The organism is Pseudonocardia sp. EC080619-01, from assembly GCF_001420995.1.
GTDB lineage: Bacteria > Actinomycetota > Actinomycetes > Mycobacteriales > Pseudonocardiaceae > Pseudonocardia.
On the sequence record NZ_CP012184.1, the window covers coordinates 71,268 to 87,198 of the forward strand.

General features: G+C 75.3%; 15 protein-coding genes. 5 read left to right on the top strand and 10 right to left on the bottom strand.

All coding sequences use genetic code 11. From position 1 onward, the window contains the following. Nucleotides 1-41: 41 nt before the first annotated feature. Nucleotides 42-278: a hypothetical protein gene (locus AD017_RS00330; protein WP_060572161.1), complete on the bottom strand. Its 237-nt coding sequence runs from the start codon at nt 276-278 to the stop codon at nt 42-44. 73 nt (nt 279-351) lie between these two features. Between AD017_RS00330 and AD017_RS00335 the strand changes: the two genes are divergently transcribed. The 3 genes from AD017_RS00335 to AD017_RS00345 all read left to right on the top strand — a co-directional run bounded on the left by AD017_RS00335 (nt 352) and on the right by AD017_RS00345 (nt 3,093). Then, nucleotides 352-981, top strand: coding sequence for a PadR family transcriptional regulator (locus AD017_RS00335; RefSeq protein WP_060572163.1), 630 nt, complete (start codon nt 352-354; stop codon nt 979-981). 72 nt (nt 982-1,053) lie between these two features. Beyond that, nucleotides 1,054-2,658, top strand: a complete 1,605-nt coding sequence (gene mdlC / locus AD017_RS00340; RefSeq protein WP_060572165.1) for a benzoylformate decarboxylase — start codon at nt 1,054-1,056, stop codon at nt 2,656-2,658. 147 nt (nt 2,659-2,805) lie between these two features. After that, the gene (locus tag AD017_RS00345) at nt 2,806-3,093 is read left to right on the top strand and encodes a YrhK family protein (RefSeq protein WP_060572166.1); all 288 of its coding nucleotides are present in this window, start codon (nt 2,806-2,808) and stop codon (nt 3,091-3,093) included. Here the strand turns inward: AD017_RS00345 and AD017_RS00350 are convergent. The 5 genes from AD017_RS00350 to AD017_RS00370 are packed head-to-tail and all read right to left on the bottom strand — an operon-like array spanning nt 3,081 to nt 7,519. Next, nucleotides 3,081-3,773, bottom strand: coding sequence for a phosphonatase-like hydrolase (locus AD017_RS00350; protein ID WP_060572168.1), 693 nt, complete (start codon nt 3,771-3,773; stop codon nt 3,081-3,083). The genes AD017_RS00345 and AD017_RS00350 overlap by 13 nt on opposite strands. After that, nucleotides 3,770-4,600 (bottom strand): phosphonate ABC transporter, permease protein PhnE, encoded by an 831-nt coding sequence (gene phnE, locus AD017_RS00355; protein WP_010236912.1) that lies wholly within the window; start codon nt 4,598-4,600, stop codon nt 3,770-3,772. Before phnE ends, AD017_RS00350 begins: the two co-directional genes overlap by 4 nt. Then, a complete protein-coding gene (locus AD017_RS00360; protein WP_202968959.1) occupies nt 4,597-5,406 on the bottom strand; it encodes a phosphonate ABC transporter ATP-binding protein in 810 nt (269 codons plus the stop codon). The genes phnE and AD017_RS00360 overlap by 4 nt, the downstream gene beginning before the upstream one ends. Further along, on the bottom strand, nt 5,403-6,314 hold the full coding sequence (locus AD017_RS00365; protein WP_060572170.1) for a phosphate/phosphite/phosphonate ABC transporter substrate-binding protein: 912 nt from the start codon (nt 6,312-6,314) through the stop codon (nt 5,403-5,405). Before AD017_RS00365 ends, AD017_RS00360 begins: the two co-directional genes overlap by 4 nt. Beyond that, complete coding sequence (locus tag AD017_RS00370) at nt 6,314-7,519, bottom strand: TIGR03364 family FAD-dependent oxidoreductase (RefSeq protein ID WP_227012623.1); 1,206 nt, start codon at nt 7,517-7,519, stop codon at nt 6,314-6,316. The genes AD017_RS00365 and AD017_RS00370 overlap by 1 nt, the downstream gene beginning before the upstream one ends. Nucleotides 7,520-7,642: 123 nt before the next feature. Here AD017_RS00370 and AD017_RS00375 point away from each other — a divergent pair, with 123 nt between their 5' ends. Further along, nucleotides 7,643-8,377: a GntR family transcriptional regulator gene (locus AD017_RS00375; RefSeq protein ID WP_174521777.1), complete on the top strand. Its 735-nt coding sequence runs from the start codon at nt 7,643-7,645 to the stop codon at nt 8,375-8,377. 464 nt (nt 8,378-8,841) lie between these two features. Here AD017_RS00375 and AD017_RS00380 read toward each other — a convergent pair whose 3' ends face one another. Further along, nucleotides 8,842-9,969 carry a zinc-binding dehydrogenase gene (locus AD017_RS00380; protein WP_060572173.1) on the bottom strand — a complete coding sequence of 376 codons (1,128 nt, stop codon included), beginning with the start codon at nt 9,967-9,969 and terminating at the stop codon, nt 8,842-8,844. 143 nt (nt 9,970-10,112) lie between these two features. Between AD017_RS00380 and hchA the strand changes: the two genes are divergently transcribed. Further along, nucleotides 10,113-10,994, top strand: coding sequence for a glyoxalase III HchA (hchA, locus tag AD017_RS00385; protein ID WP_060576155.1), 882 nt, complete (start codon nt 10,113-10,115; stop codon nt 10,992-10,994). Nucleotides 10,995-10,999: 5 nt separating this feature from the next. Here hchA and AD017_RS00390 read toward each other — a convergent pair whose 3' ends face one another. Genes AD017_RS00390 through AD017_RS00400 form a run of 3 tightly spaced genes read right to left on the bottom strand, consistent with a single transcriptional unit; the run spans nt 11,000 to nt 15,931 of the window. Continuing rightward, nucleotides 11,000-13,786, bottom strand: a complete 2,787-nt coding sequence (locus AD017_RS00390) for a molybdopterin cofactor-binding domain-containing protein (RefSeq protein WP_060572175.1) — start codon at nt 13,784-13,786, stop codon at nt 11,000-11,002. Next, nucleotides 13,783-14,580: a xanthine dehydrogenase family protein subunit M gene (locus AD017_RS00395; protein WP_010233194.1), complete on the bottom strand. Its 798-nt coding sequence runs from the start codon at nt 14,578-14,580 to the stop codon at nt 13,783-13,785. The genes AD017_RS00390 and AD017_RS00395 overlap by 4 nt, the downstream gene beginning before the upstream one ends. Before the next feature lie 4 nt (nt 14,581-14,584). Beyond that, nucleotides 14,585-15,931: an 8-oxoguanine deaminase gene (locus AD017_RS00400; RefSeq protein WP_060572176.1), complete on the bottom strand. Its 1,347-nt coding sequence runs from the start codon at nt 15,929-15,931 to the stop codon at nt 14,585-14,587.

Consider the following 15,931-nt stretch of genomic DNA (forward strand, 5'->3'; position numbering starts at 1 on the left):
GAACCGGCCCGCGCCCGGGTCCTCGGAGGACCGGGCGCGGGTCAGTTCTCGCAGATCAGCCCGAACAACGCCCCCGACGGGTCCTGCGCGCAGCTCGACGGTCCACCGGCCGGTGTCGCGGCCGACGAGCCGGCGCCGGGTTCGGCCGGGGCCATCGTCAGCAGCAGGGCGGCGACGGCGACCAGCAGCGCCGACAGCGCCGCGGCGAGACCGACCGCGCCGCCGAACGTCCCCTCGCCACCCCGTCCCGAAGCGCCTCGCACCGCGTCCCCGCCCACGTGGTCCCCTTCCCTCGCCGGACACATACTCCCATGGGGAGTACTCCCTTGGGGAGTATGGGAGGGTCACCGGATGTCCCGGGGCCAGACGCCGACGACGACGTCCTACGCGATGCTGGGGCTGCTGGCCGTCCGGCCGTGGAGCACCTACGAGCTGACCAACCAGATCCGGCGCAGCCTCGCCCGGTTCTGGCCCCGCGCCTCCAGCAAGCTCTACGAGGAACCCCGCAAGCTCGTCGCACTCGGCTACGCCACCGCCGAGTCGCAGAACCAGGGCCGCCGCCGGCGCACCGTCTACACGATCACCGAGGACGGCCGCCGGGCGCTCGCCGCTTGGCTGACCGAGCCCGGATCGCCCCCCGCACTGGAGTCCGAGCAGCTCCTGCGGGTGTTCCTCGCCGACAACGGCACCAAGGCGGACCTGCTGCGCACCATCGAGGCGACCCGGCGGTGGGCCCGCGAGACCGCCGCGGTCGACGCCGCGATCGCCCGGTCCTACCTGGAGGGCGACGCGCCGTTCCCCGACCGCGCCGGGCTGAACACGCTGGTGGGGCGCTATCTCTCGGACATGTCGGCGGCCACCGAGCGGTGGGCCGACTGGGCGGGCGAGGTCGTCGCGTCCTGGCCGGACGACCTCTCCGACCTGCCGGTGGAGACCGAGGCGCTGCGCGAGGTCGTCGCGCGCGACCCCCGCGACCGCTAGCCGCCGGGCATGGCGCCGGCCGGTACCGGATGCCTAGCGTGACCGGGGTCCACGACACGAGAGGCGGCTGCGATGGCGACGATCGGCGAGGCCGGCTGGCAGGTGCTGCACGGCCACGGCATCGACACCGTGTTCGGCAACCCCGGGTCCAACGAGCTCCCGTTCCTGGCGGCGATGCCCGACGGCACCCGCTACGTGCTCGGCCTGCACGAGGGTGTGGTCGTCGGCATGGCCGACGGGTACGCCCAGGCGACCGGCCGTCCGGCGCTGGTCAACCTGCACGCGGCGTCCGGGTCCGGGAACGCGATGGGCGCGCTGACCAACGCGGTCTACTCGCACTCGCCGCTGGTGCTGACCGCCGGGCAGCAGGTCCGCTCCACCGTCGGCCAGGAGGTGATGCTCACCAACGTCGACGCGGCGGCGCTCCCGCGCCCGCTCGTGAAGTGGTCGGCCGAGCCGGTCGACGCGCAGGACGTGCCCCGGGCGCTGTCCCAGGCCGTGCACACCGCCTGCCTGGAACCGCGCGGCCCGGTCTACCTCTCGGTCCCCTACGACGACTGGGCCGCCCCCGCCGGCCCGCACACCGCGCACCTGCCCGGCAGGCGCACCGTGTCCGCGGCGGCGCTCGACCCCGCACAGACGGCGACGATCGCCGGCACGCTCGCGTCGGCACGGAACCCGGTCCTGGTGCTCGGCCCGCAGGCCGACGCGGACCGGGCCGCCGCCGACGCCGTCGCCCTCGCAGAGCGGCTGGCGTGCCCGGTGTGGGTGGCGCCGTCGGCGTCGCGGTGCCCGTTCCCGACCCGGCACCCGTCGTTCCGCGGGGTGCTCCCGGCGTCGGTGCGGGACGTGACCGAGCGGCTGGCCGGGCACGACGTCGTGCTGGTCGCGGGGGCCCCGGTGTTCCGCTACCACCAGTTCCTGCCCGGTGACCTGCTCCCCGAGGGGGCCCGGCTGCTGCACCTGACCGCCGACCCGGCCGAGGCCGCGCGGGCCCCGATGGGCGACGCCTGGGTGGCACCGGTCGGTGCGGCGCTCGCCGCGCTGGCCGCGGCCGTGCCGGACTCCGGCCGCGACCCGCTCCCGCCCCGACCGGCCTTCGCGACCCCGGCGGGCGCCGACGACCACGTCCCCCCGGAGCAGCTGTTCGCGCTGGTCCGCGAGGCGGCACCGGCCGGGACGGTGCACGTCTGCGAGTCGACGTCGACGATCGACGCGTTCTTCGCCCAGGCCGACCTGACCGAGCCGGGCAGCTACTTGTTCCCCGCGTCGGGCGGCCTCGGGTTCGGGCTGCCCGCCGCCGTCGGCGCGCAGCTGGCGCACACCGACGAGGGCGGGACCGCCCGGCGGCGGGTCGTGGCACTCGTCGGCGACGGCTCGGCCAACTACGGGATCACCGCGCTCTGGACCGCCGCGCAGTACCGGGTCCCGGTCGTCTTCGTGATCCTCAAGAACGGCACCTACGGCGCGCTGCGCGGGTTCGCCGGGCTGCTGGGCACCGGTGAGACCCCGGGGCTCGACGTCCCCGGCCTCGACTTCGTGCGGATCGCCGAGGGCTACGGGGTGCCCGCCGTGTCGGCCCGGGACGCCGGGTCCGTGGCCGCCGCGCTGAAGGAGGCGTTCGACGACGACGGGCCCCGGCTGGTCGAGGTCGTCACCGCGCCCGGGATCGGCTGACCCGCACGACCGCCCGCACCGACAGCCCGGCGGCCAGGACGACCACCCCGGTCAGAACCGGCACCGGCCGCCGCCGGTGCCGGGTGTCCTCGTCAGTACGGACGAGACGCGAAGAGGATCCGGGAGTCCGGTGGTACACCGCGCGGTATGGACGTGTCCGAGAACGACCGCACCATCACGCTCACCGTGGGCCACGCGGAGCTCGTGATCCGGCGTCGGTACGAGCTGGTCAGCATCAGCAACGACGTCCTCATCGGCATCTGGTTCCTGATCGGCAGCATCCTGTTCCTGCACGAGGCGACGACCTACGCCGGGACGTGGATGTTCATCGCGGGGTCCATCGAGATGCTGGTCCGGCCGGTGATCCGGCTGAGCCGCCGGGTGCACCTCCAGCACATATCGGGGAACCCGGCGGAGGCCGATCACGACTTCTGAACGGCCCCCACCAGATCGGGCAGCGCCGCCACCCCCGCGACGACGTGGGTCGGCCCGGCCGCGGTCAGCTCGTCCCGGGTCTGGCCGCCGGTGAGGACACCGACGACCCAGCCGGCACCGGCCCGCCGCCCGGCCTCGACGTCGAGCACGGTGTCGCCCGCGGCGAGCACCCGGGCCGGGTCGGTGACCGCGGTCAGCGCCATCGCCCGGTGGATCATCGCCGGGTCGGGGCGGCCGGCGCCGACCTCCTCGGCGCACACGACGCCGTCGAGCTCCCCGGTGAACTCCGGGGGCAGCGACGCGAGCAGCGGGTCGGTGACCTGCCGGTCGAAGCCGGTGGTGAGCACGACCGACGTCCCGGTCGTGCGCAGCGCGGCGAGCGCCCCGGGTACCCCGGGGAGCGGGCGCGGCGGGGTCGCGGCGTAGGCGGCGGCGAGGCGGGCGACGAACGCGTCGTGCAGGTCCTCGATCCGGTCGCGGCCGGTGAGCGCGGCGAGCGCCTCCCGCTTGTCGGCACCCATCCACCGGCGGATGTCGGCGGCGGAGGCGGGGTGCCCGGCGTCGGCGACGACGTCGGCGAGCACCCGGTAGACGGCGCCCCCCTCGTCCACCGTGGTCCCGGCGACGTCGAGGACGGCCAGGTGCGGGGTCGTCGGGTGCGGGGTCGGCTGGACGGTCATGCGGCACTCCCGAGGCGGCGGCGGACCAGCGCGGACAGCTGGTCGACGGCGACGATCAGCACGAGGACGACGAGGATGTGGGTCAGCATCTCGTCGAACCGGAACAGCTGGATCGACTGGTTGATCAGGAACCCGATGCCGCCGGCGCCGACGAGGCCGAGCACCAGCGACGAGCGGACGTTGACGTCGAAGCGGTAGAGCAGCAGGCCCACCAGCTGCGGGGTGACCGTGGGCAGCAGGGCGTGCGCGGCGACCTGCAGCCGTCCGGCGCCCGCCGAGCGCAGTGCGGTCGCGGGGCCCGGGTCGGCGTCCTCGATCGTCTCGGCCCACAGCTTGCCCATCACGCCGACGTTGTGGAACACGAGCGCGAGCACGCCGGGGAACGGGCCGAGGCCCACCGCGGTCACGAACACCAGTGCGAAGACGACGTCGGGGACGGCGCGCAGGAACGACAGCAGCCCGCGGGCGGCCTGGTAGACGACCGGGCCGGGCGCGGTGCCGCGGGCCGCGGCGAGCGCGAGCAGCAGCGCGAACGGGATCGACAGCGTGGTGCCGAGCAGCCCGATCCACAGCGTGACGAGCGCACCCTCCAGGCTCGGCCCGAGCACCTCCCACGAGACGTCGGGCGGGATCGACTCGGCCAGGAACTCCCCCATGCCGCCCGCGCCGTCGAGCAGCGACGCGAACGACATCTCGGTGGTGCGCCAGGCGATCACGTGCACCACGAGCAGCACGGCGACGATCCCGGCGCCGAGGGCGAGCGTGCGCGGCTCGCGCCGCCGGGGCGGTACCGCGACGCGGCGGATCTCCGGTTCGGTGACGGTCACGACGCGGTCTCCAGTGCGGTGTCCAGCGGGGTGTCCAGTGGGGTGTCCGGTGCGGTGTCGCCTGCCGGGTGGCCGGCCCGCTCCGCGGCCGGGTAGAGCGCGCCGACGTCCGTGCCGGGCGGCCCGTCGAGTGCGACGCGGCCGTCCTTCAGCCCGACGACGCGGTCGGCGTACCGCGCGGCGAGGCCCGGCTGGTGCAGGACGGCGAGCACCGCGAGCCGCTCGGTGTGCGCCAGCTCGGCCAGCAGGCCCAGCACCTGCTCGGCCGCCGCCGGGTCCAGCGCGGACACCGGCTCGTCGGCGAGCAGCACCCGGGCCCGCTGGCACAGCGCCCGGGCCACGGCGACCCGCTGCTGCTGCCCGCCGGACAGCGAACCGGCCCGGTCGTGGGCGCGGTCGGCGAGCCCGACCCGCTCCAGGCAGCCCATGGCCTCCTCCCGGACGGCGCGCGGGAACAGCGCCGGGACCAGCGACGAGCGCAGCGGCAGCCGCCCGAGGGCACCGGCGCAGACGTTCTCCAGCACGGTCCGCCGCTGCACGAGGTGGATCTTCTGGAAGACCAGGGCGACGTCGAGGCGGTCGCGCGGCTCCCCGCCGACCCGCACCTCGCCGCCCGCCCGTACGTCGCCCCCGTCGGTGACGAGCCCGGCGGCGGCCCGGAGCAGGGTGGACTTGCCCGAGCCGTTGGCGCCGAGCACGGCGAGCAGCTCCCCGGCCTCGACGTGCACGTCGACGTCGTGCAGGACCTCGCGGTCGCCGTAGCGGACCCGCGCACCGGTGACCCGGAGCATCGGCGTCGTCGTCATTCGACGTCCTCCTCGGTCAGGCCGAGCTTCTGCGCCAGCTCGAACAGGGGGGCGTAGGTCTCGTGGGTGACGGGCACGAGCTTCCCGGGCGGGTCGACGTCGAGCAGGGCACCGATCTCGCCGACGGCCTGCGCGTCGAGGTTCAGCAGGGCATCGGTGACCGCGGCCTTGAACTCCGGGGAGGTGTTCCCGCGGACGGTGACCGGGTCGTTCGGGATCGGCGCGGACGTCCAGATCTGCCGGAACCGCGACGGGTCGAAGATCCCCGACTCGACCGCGGACGCGAGCTGCTGGGTGTTGATCTCCGCGGCGTCGACCTTGCCGTTGGTCAGCGCGAGGAGCGCCTCGGGGTGCCCGCCCGCGTAGTCGACGCGGACGTCACCCTCGCGCAGCCCGGCGTCGAGCAGGGCCTGGCGGGGCAGTGCGTCGCCCGAGGTGGAGCCGACGGCGCCGAGCGCCAGGGTGCGGTCGCGCAGCGCAGCGACCTCGCGGACGTCGGAGTCCGCGGGCACCCAGAGCCCGGCCGTGTAGGTCGACAGCGCACCGTCCGCGGTCCCGAACGACGCGACCGCCTCGGCACCGGCCCGCTGCTCGGCGAAGACGAAGCCGAGCGGGCCGAAGATCCCCAGCTCCAGCTCGTCGTTGCGCATGGCCAGGACCTCGGCCGAGTAGTCGTCGGTGACCTGCACCTCGACCGGGCAGCCCAGCCGGCGCTCCAGGGCGTCACCGAGCACCTCGGCGGCGGGGATCAGTTTCTGCGGGTCCTCGAAGGGTTCGACGCCCATCCGGATCCGGCCGTCCGGGCAGGTGGGCGAGGCGGCGGCGGAGTCCTCTCCGGACGGGCCGCCGCAGGCGGTGAGGCCGAGTGTCGCTGCCAGCAGCAGGCCGGCGAGCAGTCGGGGTCGCATCAGGGCTCCTCGGTGGAACGGGTGGCGGGGACGGCGGGGTGGTGCCGGTCCCGGAGGCTGTCGAGCACGGCCGGGGCGAGGCCGAACGCGGTGGTCATGCCGATCCCGGAGGTGACGGACACGGCCGTCGTCGCGGGCCCGGCCGGGCGGACGAGGAACTCGCCGGGGGCGTCGGCGTAGACGCCCTGCCAGCGACGGGTGACGCGCACGTCGGTCCCGAGCAGCGCCCGGGTCTCGGCGAGCAGCAGCTCGTCGAGGGACTCGTCGCCCCACGGTGCGGGTGTGCGGTCGTAGGCGTGGGTGTCCCCGACGACGAGGTCGCCGCCGGGCAGCTGGGTGAGCATGTGGTTGACGACGGCGTCGAGCAGCTCGGGCCGCTCGGTGCTCCACCGTGCGCGCAGCGCGGCCGCGCCCGCCGTCCCGGAGAGGGCCGGGTAGCGGAGCATCGAGCTGCCGGTGAGGACCGCGGGCCCGACCGTGACGGGCCTGGCCGTCCGGACCTGCAGCATCTGCAGGACGCACCGGCGCAGGCCCGCCTCGTCGGCCAGGTCCGGGAGGAGGCGGTCCAGGTCGTGACCGACGCACAGGAGGACCTGCCGGGCGCGGACGTCCCCGCGGCCGGTGCGGACGACGACGGGGCCGTCGTCGTCGGTGCCGGTGGACCCGGTGCCGGAGGACCCGGCACCACCGTCGATGCCGAGCAGCGGGGTCCCGAACCGGATCTCCGCCCCCGGCTGATCCGCCAGCCAGGCGGCGACCGCACCGACCGCCCGGCGCTGCTCGACCCGCAGGTCCCTGGGCAGGAACGCACCCCCGTGCAGGCCGTCGCTGGCGACCGGGACGCGGGCGGCGACCCCGGCCGGGTCGAGCAGTTCGACGTCGTCGCCGCGCACGGACGCGAGCTCCTCCAGCGCCGCACGCTCCTCGCCGGACCGGGCGACCACGACGGTGCCGCACTCCGCGACGCCGAACCCGGCCTCCTTCCCGAGCCGCAGCCAGGTGTCCCGGCCGCGGGTGGCGTAGGCGAGCGCGTCGCCGGTCTGCGCGGTGAGGCAGCCGTGGCCGAAGTTCCGCACCGAGGCGCCGACGGCACGCTCGTCGCGCTCCAGCACGGTGACGGTCAGGCCACGCGCCACGGCCTCCACCGCATGGGCGAGGCCGACGACGCCGGCCCCGACGATCACGAGATCACTCGTCCGGGTCACGGCACCGACCGTGCCAGCGCCGCCGGGACTGGGCAACGACTTGTCGATACAAGTCGACGACTGTTCACCTGCCATATCCGTGGACGCCGTGCTCGGAGGCTGCGCACTTGTAGAGTCGGGCTCGTGGGTACACCGTTGCACCGGACCCTGGCCGACGAGCTCCGCGCGCGGATCCGCGGCGGCACGCTCGCCGTCGGGGAGATGCTGCCGTCGGAGGCGGAGCTGTGCCGGGAGTTCGAGACCTCGCGCGGCCCTGTCCGACAGGCGCTGGCCGCACTGCGCGACGAGGGATTGATCGGCGGCGGGCAGGGCAGGCGGCCGGTGGTGCTCGACGCCGTGCCGGCGCAGCCCTTCGAGTCGTTCCTGTCCTTCACCCGGCGCGCGGAGCTGACCGGGCACGTGCCGGGCCAGCGGCTGCAGGAGATCGCCCTGCGTCACCCGGGCCCCGCGGTCGCCGCCGCCCTGCACCTCGACCCGGACGACTACGCGGTCCAGCTGATCCGCCTCCGGCTCCTCGACGACCGGCCCGCGATGCTCGAGCGGATGACCTACGTGGAGAAGGTCGGCCGCCCCCTGCTCGACGCGGACCTGAACGCGGGCTCGATCTACGCGCTGCTCACGGCGACCGGCGTCGACCTGCACGCCGCCCGCCACACCTTCGACGCGGTCGCCGCCGACGACCTGGACGCCGAGCTGCTCGGCGTCGAGGCCGGGCACCCGCTGCTGCGCGAGCGCCGCCTGACCTGGAACTCCGCCGGCGAGATCCTGGAGTGGTCCGAGGACCGCTACCGCCCGGACGTCGCGACGGTGACGATCACGAACATGCGGCACGGACGGGGCGCCGTGACCAGGGAGTAGCCCGGCCACGACTCACCGCGTGACCGCCGCCGACACCCCCGGTTCCGGCGGATCGCCCGCCGAGCAGCGGCGCCGGCACCGTCCGCCGCCCCGCTGCGGCTCACGACAGGCTTGGACCGAACGTGGCATTCTTTCCACGAGGCCCCGACCGCGGACGTCCGCCGCCCCGACGATACGGGAATCGCTTCCTCGCGCAGCGATCTCAGCCGACCCCCTGCCGACAGCACCTCACGACCGGACCGGCTCGCACGAGCCCGGCGCCCTGTCCGGAGAGTCGCTGCCTCACGCAGCGATTCCCGCCGACCCCCGGAACCGGCACCCGGCACCCGGCCCGCCCTTCCGTCCGACCGGCCGGCCCTCCAGGCTCTCCCTCCGGAGAATCGCTTACCCGAGCAGCGATCTCCGCGAGGACCCGACCTCACCGCACGAGCGGTCGTCGAGCCGGCTCCCTACGAGCCGGCCGCTCAGGGCCGGACGCCCTGTCGCGGTGCCGCACCGGGTTCCCCGGCGGCGGCGAAGGCGGCGTCGATGTCGTCGAGTGCCCACGGACCGCCGGTGAGCTCGGCGAACGGGAACCGGGCGTGCTCGGCGGCGAGGAACCCGGCGGCCGTGGCGAGGTGCCGGGGCGCGTAGTTGTGCACGCCGACGACGGTGTGCAGCCCACGGACGACGCGCTCGGGATCCAGCGCGACCGCGGGGCCGGACGACACCGACCCGGCGAGGACGACGGTCCCGCCCACGTCCAGGTTGTCGAGACAGGTCTGCACGGCCGACGGAGCCCCCGACAGCTCGAGCGCCACGTCGACGCGATCGAAGCCCGGCGCGGCGGGAGCGCCCGGTGCGCCCGGTGCGCCCGGTGCGGCCGTCGCGGCCGGCGGTCCCGGCACCGCGGCCACCGCGCCGAACCGCAGGGCGCGGTCACGGCGGTCGGCGTGCGGGTCCACGACGACGACGTCCGCGCCGGCCCGGGAGGCCATCGCCGCGGCGGTCACGCCGAGCATGCCTGCCCCGGTGACGAGCACCCGCATCCCGGCGGCGGACGGGCCGAGCCCGGCCGCGTCGAGCACAGCGGCGACCGTGGCGGTCGCGCAGGAGGCGGGCGCGGCGACGGTGTCGGGCACCGCGTCCGGGACGACGACGGTCGCCGTCCCCGGCGCGAGCACGCAGTGGCTGGCGAACCCGCCGGTGAGGGGCCGGGTCTCGTCGAGCGGCTCGTGGCCGTACTTGTGCAGGTCGGTGCACTTCTGCGGGATCCCGCGCCGGCACCGGCGGCAGGACCCGCAGGACGCGGCGACCGACCAGACGACCCGGTCGCCGACCCGGACCGGGCTGCCGTCGACGTGCCGGGCCGTCGCGCCCGGGCCGAGGGCCAGTACCCGTCCGACCTGCTCGTGGCCGAGTACCCCGGGCGCGGGCGAGGGCCGCCGTCCGCGGGTGGTGTGCAGGTCCGAGCCGCAGACGGTCGCGAGATCGATCGCCACGAGGAGCTCGCCGGGTCCGGGCGTCTCCGGGAGCGGTGTGCCGACGACGCGGAACGGCTCCCCGACGCCGTCCCAGCGGGCGTAGCGGGCGGTGGGTTCGGTGACCGTCATGCACGGATGCTCGCACCGGTCCACGCGCGGAACGACGAACTTGTCTTTACAGGTTGGTGAACGGTCCGGCGTGGTTCCGCGGGCGGCGGGGCGGGTACGCCCGGACCGACCCCGTCCTCGACCCCGACACGTGCGAGGTTCTCGTGACCGACCAGGCGACCCTGAGCAAGGAGCCGACGCCCGACACCGCCGAGCACGAGGCGTACTTCCCGTCGCCGTACTCGCTGGATGCCTACACCGCGCCGCGCACCGACTTCGACGGTCTCGCGACGGAGCGCCACGCGTGGACCGGTGGGCGCTGGAAGATCCTCGTCCTCGCCACCGACGAGCGCTACCTCCTCATGGGGAACGGCACCATGTTCTCCACCGGCAACCACCCGGTGGAGACGCTGCTGCCGCTGCACCATGTGCTCGGGGCCGGCTTCGGCGTCGAGATCGCCACGCTGACCGGCAACCCGGCGAAGTTCGAGTGGTGGGCCTACCCAGGCGAGGACGAGGCCGTGCGCAGCACCCGCGACGCCCTGCTGCCGCAGTGGCGGAAGCCGAAGTCGCTGGCCGACGTCGTCGAGCACGAGCTGGGCCCGGACTCGGACTACCTCGGGGTCTTCGTCCCCGGCGGTCACGGCGCCCTGTCCGGCCTGCCGTTCAGCACGGACGTGCGCGACACCCTGGAGTGGGCGACGGGCGCCGGTCGGCTCGTCGTGTCGCTGTGCCACGGCCCGGCCGCGTTCCTGTCGACCCGCATCGGCCGGGAGCGGTCGCTGTTCGAGGGCTACGAGATGTGCGTGTTTCCCGACGCGCTCGACGCCGGTGCGAACGTCGACATCGGCTACCTGCCCGGCCCGATGCCGTGGATGCTGGGCAGGGCCCTGCAGGACGACGGCGTCCGCGTCGTCAACGACGACATGTCCGGCCGCTGCACCACCGACCGTGACGTGATCACCGGGGACAGCCCGCTCGCGGCGAACGAGCTCGGCAGGCTCACCGCCACCGCGATGCTGGCGAAGGCACGCGAGCTCGGCTGACCCGGCTACCCCTCGGCAGCACCGGCCGCCAGCCGCCACACCCGGTCCCGGGTGAACGGCTGGTGGTACGGCCGCACCCCCAGCGCGCGCCGGATCGCGTTCCCGATCGCGGGCGCCACGGGGTTGTAGGGGGCCTCGCTCATCGACTTGGCGCCGAACGTGCCGAGCGCGTCCGAGGTCGCGGCGAACAGCACCTCGACCGGCGGCACGTCGGCCATCTGCGGGACCCGGTAGGTGCGGAACGCAGGGTTGAGCAGCCGGCCGTCGTCGCCGACGTACACCTCCTCGTAGAGCGCGCTGCCGAGCCCCATCGCGGCGCCGCCCTCGACCTGCCCGCGCAGCTGCTCGGGGTTGAGGACGGTGCCGGCGTCGACGGCCTGCACCGACCGCAGCACCCGTACCTCGCCCGTCTCGACGTTCACCGCGGCCCGGACGCCGTGCACGTTCGCCGTGATCGCCCGTTCCTCCCCCGGCTCGGTGCCCTCGCAGGTCAGCCCGCCGGGCGAGCCGGCCAGCAGCTCGTCGAAGCCGATCGGGCCGTCCGGCGTGCGGACGCCGTCGGCGTGCAGCTCCGCACCGGGACCGGCGAGGGTGTGGATCCGTTCCCGCAGCGCCAGCGCGGCCCGGTGCAGCGCCTTGCCCGCGACGGTCGTCCCGGCGGACGCGAACGCCCCGGTGTCGTAGCCGCACGCGTCGGTGTCGCCGTGGTGCAGCTCGATCCGGTCCGGCGTCGTCGCCAGCACGGACGCGACGACCTGGCGGTGCGTCGTCGTCGTGCCGTTGCCGAACTCCACGGTCCCGACGCCGAGCCGGTAACGCCCGCCGGGCAGCAGCGTCACCGAGGCGGTCGCGGCGTGCCCGAACGGCGCCATCGTCGTCATCATGCCCAGCGCCATGCCGTCGGCGGCCCGCCACTGCGGGCCCTCCGGCACGGGGTCCCCCGGGTCCCGGGCCAGCGCGTCCTGCACGAGGTCCAGGCACTGGTCCATGCCGTAGCTCGTCCAGTGCAGGTCGTGCTCGGGTTCCGGGTGGTGCGCGACGTGCAGCGGGTCCCCGGCGCGCACCATGTTGATCCGGCGCAGCTCGAACGGGTCGATGCCGAGCCGGATCGCGAGCTCGTCCATCGCGGACTCCACCGCGAGCAGCACCTGCCCGAGCCCGTACCCGCGGAACGCCCCGCTGGGCACGTTGTGGGTGTAGACGACCTCGGCGTCGAGGTGCTTGACCGGACAGTTGTAGACGCTCACCGACTCGGCGACCGAATGGAACAGCACCCCGCGGGAGTGGTTGCCGTAGGCGCCGGTGTCGGACAGGACGTCGAGCTTCATCGCGGTGAGCCGCCCGGACGCGTCGGCGCCGAGCTCGACGCCCACCCGCATGGGATGGCGCAGCGCGGTGCGCTCGAACTCGTCGGCCCGGGTGAACTCGTGGACGACGGTGCGCCCGGTGCGCAGCACGGCGAGCCCGACGAGGTCCTCGGCGAACATCTCCTGCTTCCCGCCGAACCCGCCACCGACCCGCGCGGTGTGCACCCGGACACGGTCGGGGTCGAGGTCCAGCAGGCGCGCCAGCTCGGCGCGGGTGAGGAACGGGACCTGGGTGCCGGCGCGGATGTCGAGGCGGCCGCGGTCGTCGAGCCGTCCGACCGCGCCGTGGCACTCCAGCTGGGCGTGGCTGACCCGCGACGTCCGCCACGTCCCGGACACGGTGACGGCCGAGCCGCGCAACGCCGCGGCGACGTCGCCGCCGTGCCCGCCGTGCAGGGCCAGGACGACGTTGCGGGAGGCGTCGTCGACCCGGTCGTCCGGCGTCCGGTCCGGGTGCACGAGCGGTGCACCCGGCCGGCGGGCCTCCTCCGGGTCGAGCACCGCGGGCAGGACGTCGTAGTCGACGGCGATCAGCCGGCAGGCCGCCTCGGCCTCGGCGGGGCTCTCCGCGACGACGGCGGCGACCCGCTGCCCGACGTGCCGGACGACGTCGTCGAGCATCCGGGTGTCGTCCGGGTCGTCGGTGCGGTGCTCGTGCCGGGCCGTGGAGTAGCGGGTCGCCGGGACGTCGTGGTGGGTCAGCACCAGGCGGACGCCCGGTGCGGCGCGCGCGGCGGTGGCGTCGATCGCGCGGATCCGGGCGTGCGCGTGCGGGGAGGCGAGGATCCGCAGGTGCAGGGCACCGGTGAGGTCGGTGTCGACGGTGAAGGGTTCGGTCCCGGTGACGATGCGCTCCGCGGCCGGGGGGCGCGCCGCGGTGCCGATGCTCCCGCCGTCGGGCGCGCTGCCGCACCCGGGGCCGGTACCGGGGCCGGACGCGGTCGCGCCGCCGTCCCGTGCCGCGCCGCATCCGGGCGTGGCCCCGGCGGCCGCGGCCCGCACCCCGGTCTCGATCGCCTCGCGGATCGACCGGTAGCCGGTGCAGCGGCAGAGGTTGCCCTTCATCCTGCGGGGCAGGTCGTCGAGGTCGTCCTCGGTCAGCGTCGACGCGGTCACGATCTGCCCGGCCGTGCAGAAGCCGCACTGGAACCCGAAGCGGTCCACGAACGCCTGCTGCACCGGGTGCAGTCCCCGCTCGGTGGCGAGCCCGGACACGGTGGTGACCTCCGCGCCGTCGAGGCGCTGCGCGGGGATCAGGCAGGAGTGGACGGGGCGGCCGTCGAGCAGGACGGTGCAGGCGCCGCAGTCGCCGGCGTCGCACCCCTTCTTGACCTCGGAGTGCCCGTGCTCGCGCAGCAGGGTCCGTGTGCACTGGCCCGGGCGCGGCTCGCCGGACACCTCGACGTCGTTGATCCGGAACTTCATGCGGCGAGCTCCTCGTGGATCTCGGCCAGCAGGACGCCGCTGACCTGGCGCCGCCAGCCGGCCGTGCCGAGCGGATCGGTGTACCAGCCGTCCAGTGCGGCGACGTCGGCGCGCAGCCGCCCGGTGCCCGGCAGCGCCGGGTAGCGCAGCACCGTCGGTGCGGCCGTCGCGGCGGTGATGCCGAAGACGCAGCCGCCGTCGTCGTGCAGCCGCCCGGTCAGCACGGCACCGGACCGGCCCAGCTCGGCGAGCGCGATCTTCCGGAACGCGGTGCGGGCCGACAGCGCGTGCGCGGGCAGCTCCAGCGACCGCAGGACCTCGCCGGGGCGCAGCGCGTTCGTCCCGTTGCCGGTGACGAGCTGCGCGACGGGGACGCGGTACGTGCCGCCGTCGGGGGTCCAGACGAGCGCGACGCCGTCGAGCGCGACGCACAGCGCGACCATGCCGGCCGCGGCGAACGACCGGCAGACGTTCCCGCCGACGGTCGCGGTGTGCCAGATCTTGTACGACGCCAGCAGCGCGTGCGCGCACTGCGCGAGCAGCGGGCGCCCGGTGCGCTCCCCGAACGCGGCGAGCTCGGCGATCGTGCAGGTCGCGGCGATCTCCAGCCCGCCGTCCGGCCGGACGACGACCGGTTCCCAGCCCATCGTCGTCAGGTCGACCAGGCCGGTCGTGTCCGGCTGCGGCTCGGAGAACAGCCAGGTCCCGCCGCCGAGGATCCGCTCCCCCGGCGCCAGCGCGAGGTCGCCGCGCGAGCGGGCCCGGCGGAACGTCGTGACGGTGTGCAGGTCCATCCGCTCACCCGGCCTTCGCGACCAGGTCGCGGTGCACCGCCGCGCAGCGCTCGGCGACGGCGCCGGTGTCGACGGTGACGACCCGGTCCCGCTCGACGACGGTCCGGCCGTTCACCAGCAGCCGCTCCAACGGCGGCGCCGCACCGAGGACGAGCGCCGCGACGGGGTCGGCGATCCCGGCGTGCCCGAGCCCGTCGAGCCGCCACAGCGCGAGATCGGCGAGCTTGCCGGGCTCGATCGAGCCGATCTCGGCCTCGCGGCCGAGGACCGTCGCGCCACCGAGCGTGCCGAGCTCCAGGGCGGCGCGCACGGACAGCGCGGTCGGCCCGCCGACGGCGCGGGCGAACAGGACCGCGTGCTTGACCTCCTCCAGCAGGTTCGTGCCCTCGTTCGACGCGGCCCCGTCGACGCCCAGCCCGACCCGCGCACCGGCGTCGGCCAGGTCCCGGAGCCGGGCGATGCCGGCCCCGAGCCGCCCGTTGGAGGTCGGGCAGTGCGCGACGCCGGTGCCGGAGGCACCGATCGCCTTCACGGCGTCGTCGTCGAGGTGGACGGTGTGGGCGAACCAGACGTCCGGGCCCGTCCAGCCGAGACCGGCGACGTACTCGGTCGGGGAACAGCCGAACCGCTCGCGGCAGAAGTCCTCCTCGTCGGCGGTCTCGGCGAGGTGGGTGTGCAGCCGGACACCGAGGTCGCGGGCCAGCTCGGCGGACTCCCGCATGAGGTCGCCGGTGACGGAGAACGGCGAGCACGGCGCCAGCGCGATCCGCAGCATCGAGTCCGGCGCCGGGTCGTGCCAGCGGGCGACGGCGTCGGCGGACGCCGCCAGGATCGCGTCGCGGTCCTCGACGACGTGGTCCGGGGGCAGCCCGCCCGCGCTGCGCCCCAGGTCCATCGAGCCGCGGGTCGGGTGGAACCGCAGCCCCACCTCGGCGGCGGCGCGGATCTCGGCGCCGAGGACGTCACCGCCCTCGCGGGGGAAGACGTAGTGGTGGTCGGTCGAGGTCGTGCACCCGGACAGCGCGAGCGTCGCGAGCGCGCCGGTGGCACCGGTGTGCACGGCGTGCTCGTCGATCCCGGCCCACACCGGGTACAGCGTCGTCAGCCACTCGAACAGCGTGTGGTCGACGGCGAGCCCGCGGGTCACCCACTGGTACAGGTGGTGGTGGGTGTTGACCAGTCCCGGGGTGAGCAGGCAGCCGCGGCCGTCGACCACCCGGCCCGGCCCGGTGGGTGCCGGGCCCGGCCCCACGGCGGTGATCCGGTTCCCCTCGACGACGACGTGCCCGCCCGGGAACTCCTGCCCGCTGACGGTGACGACGTGCGCCCCGTCGATGACGATCCGCTCCAT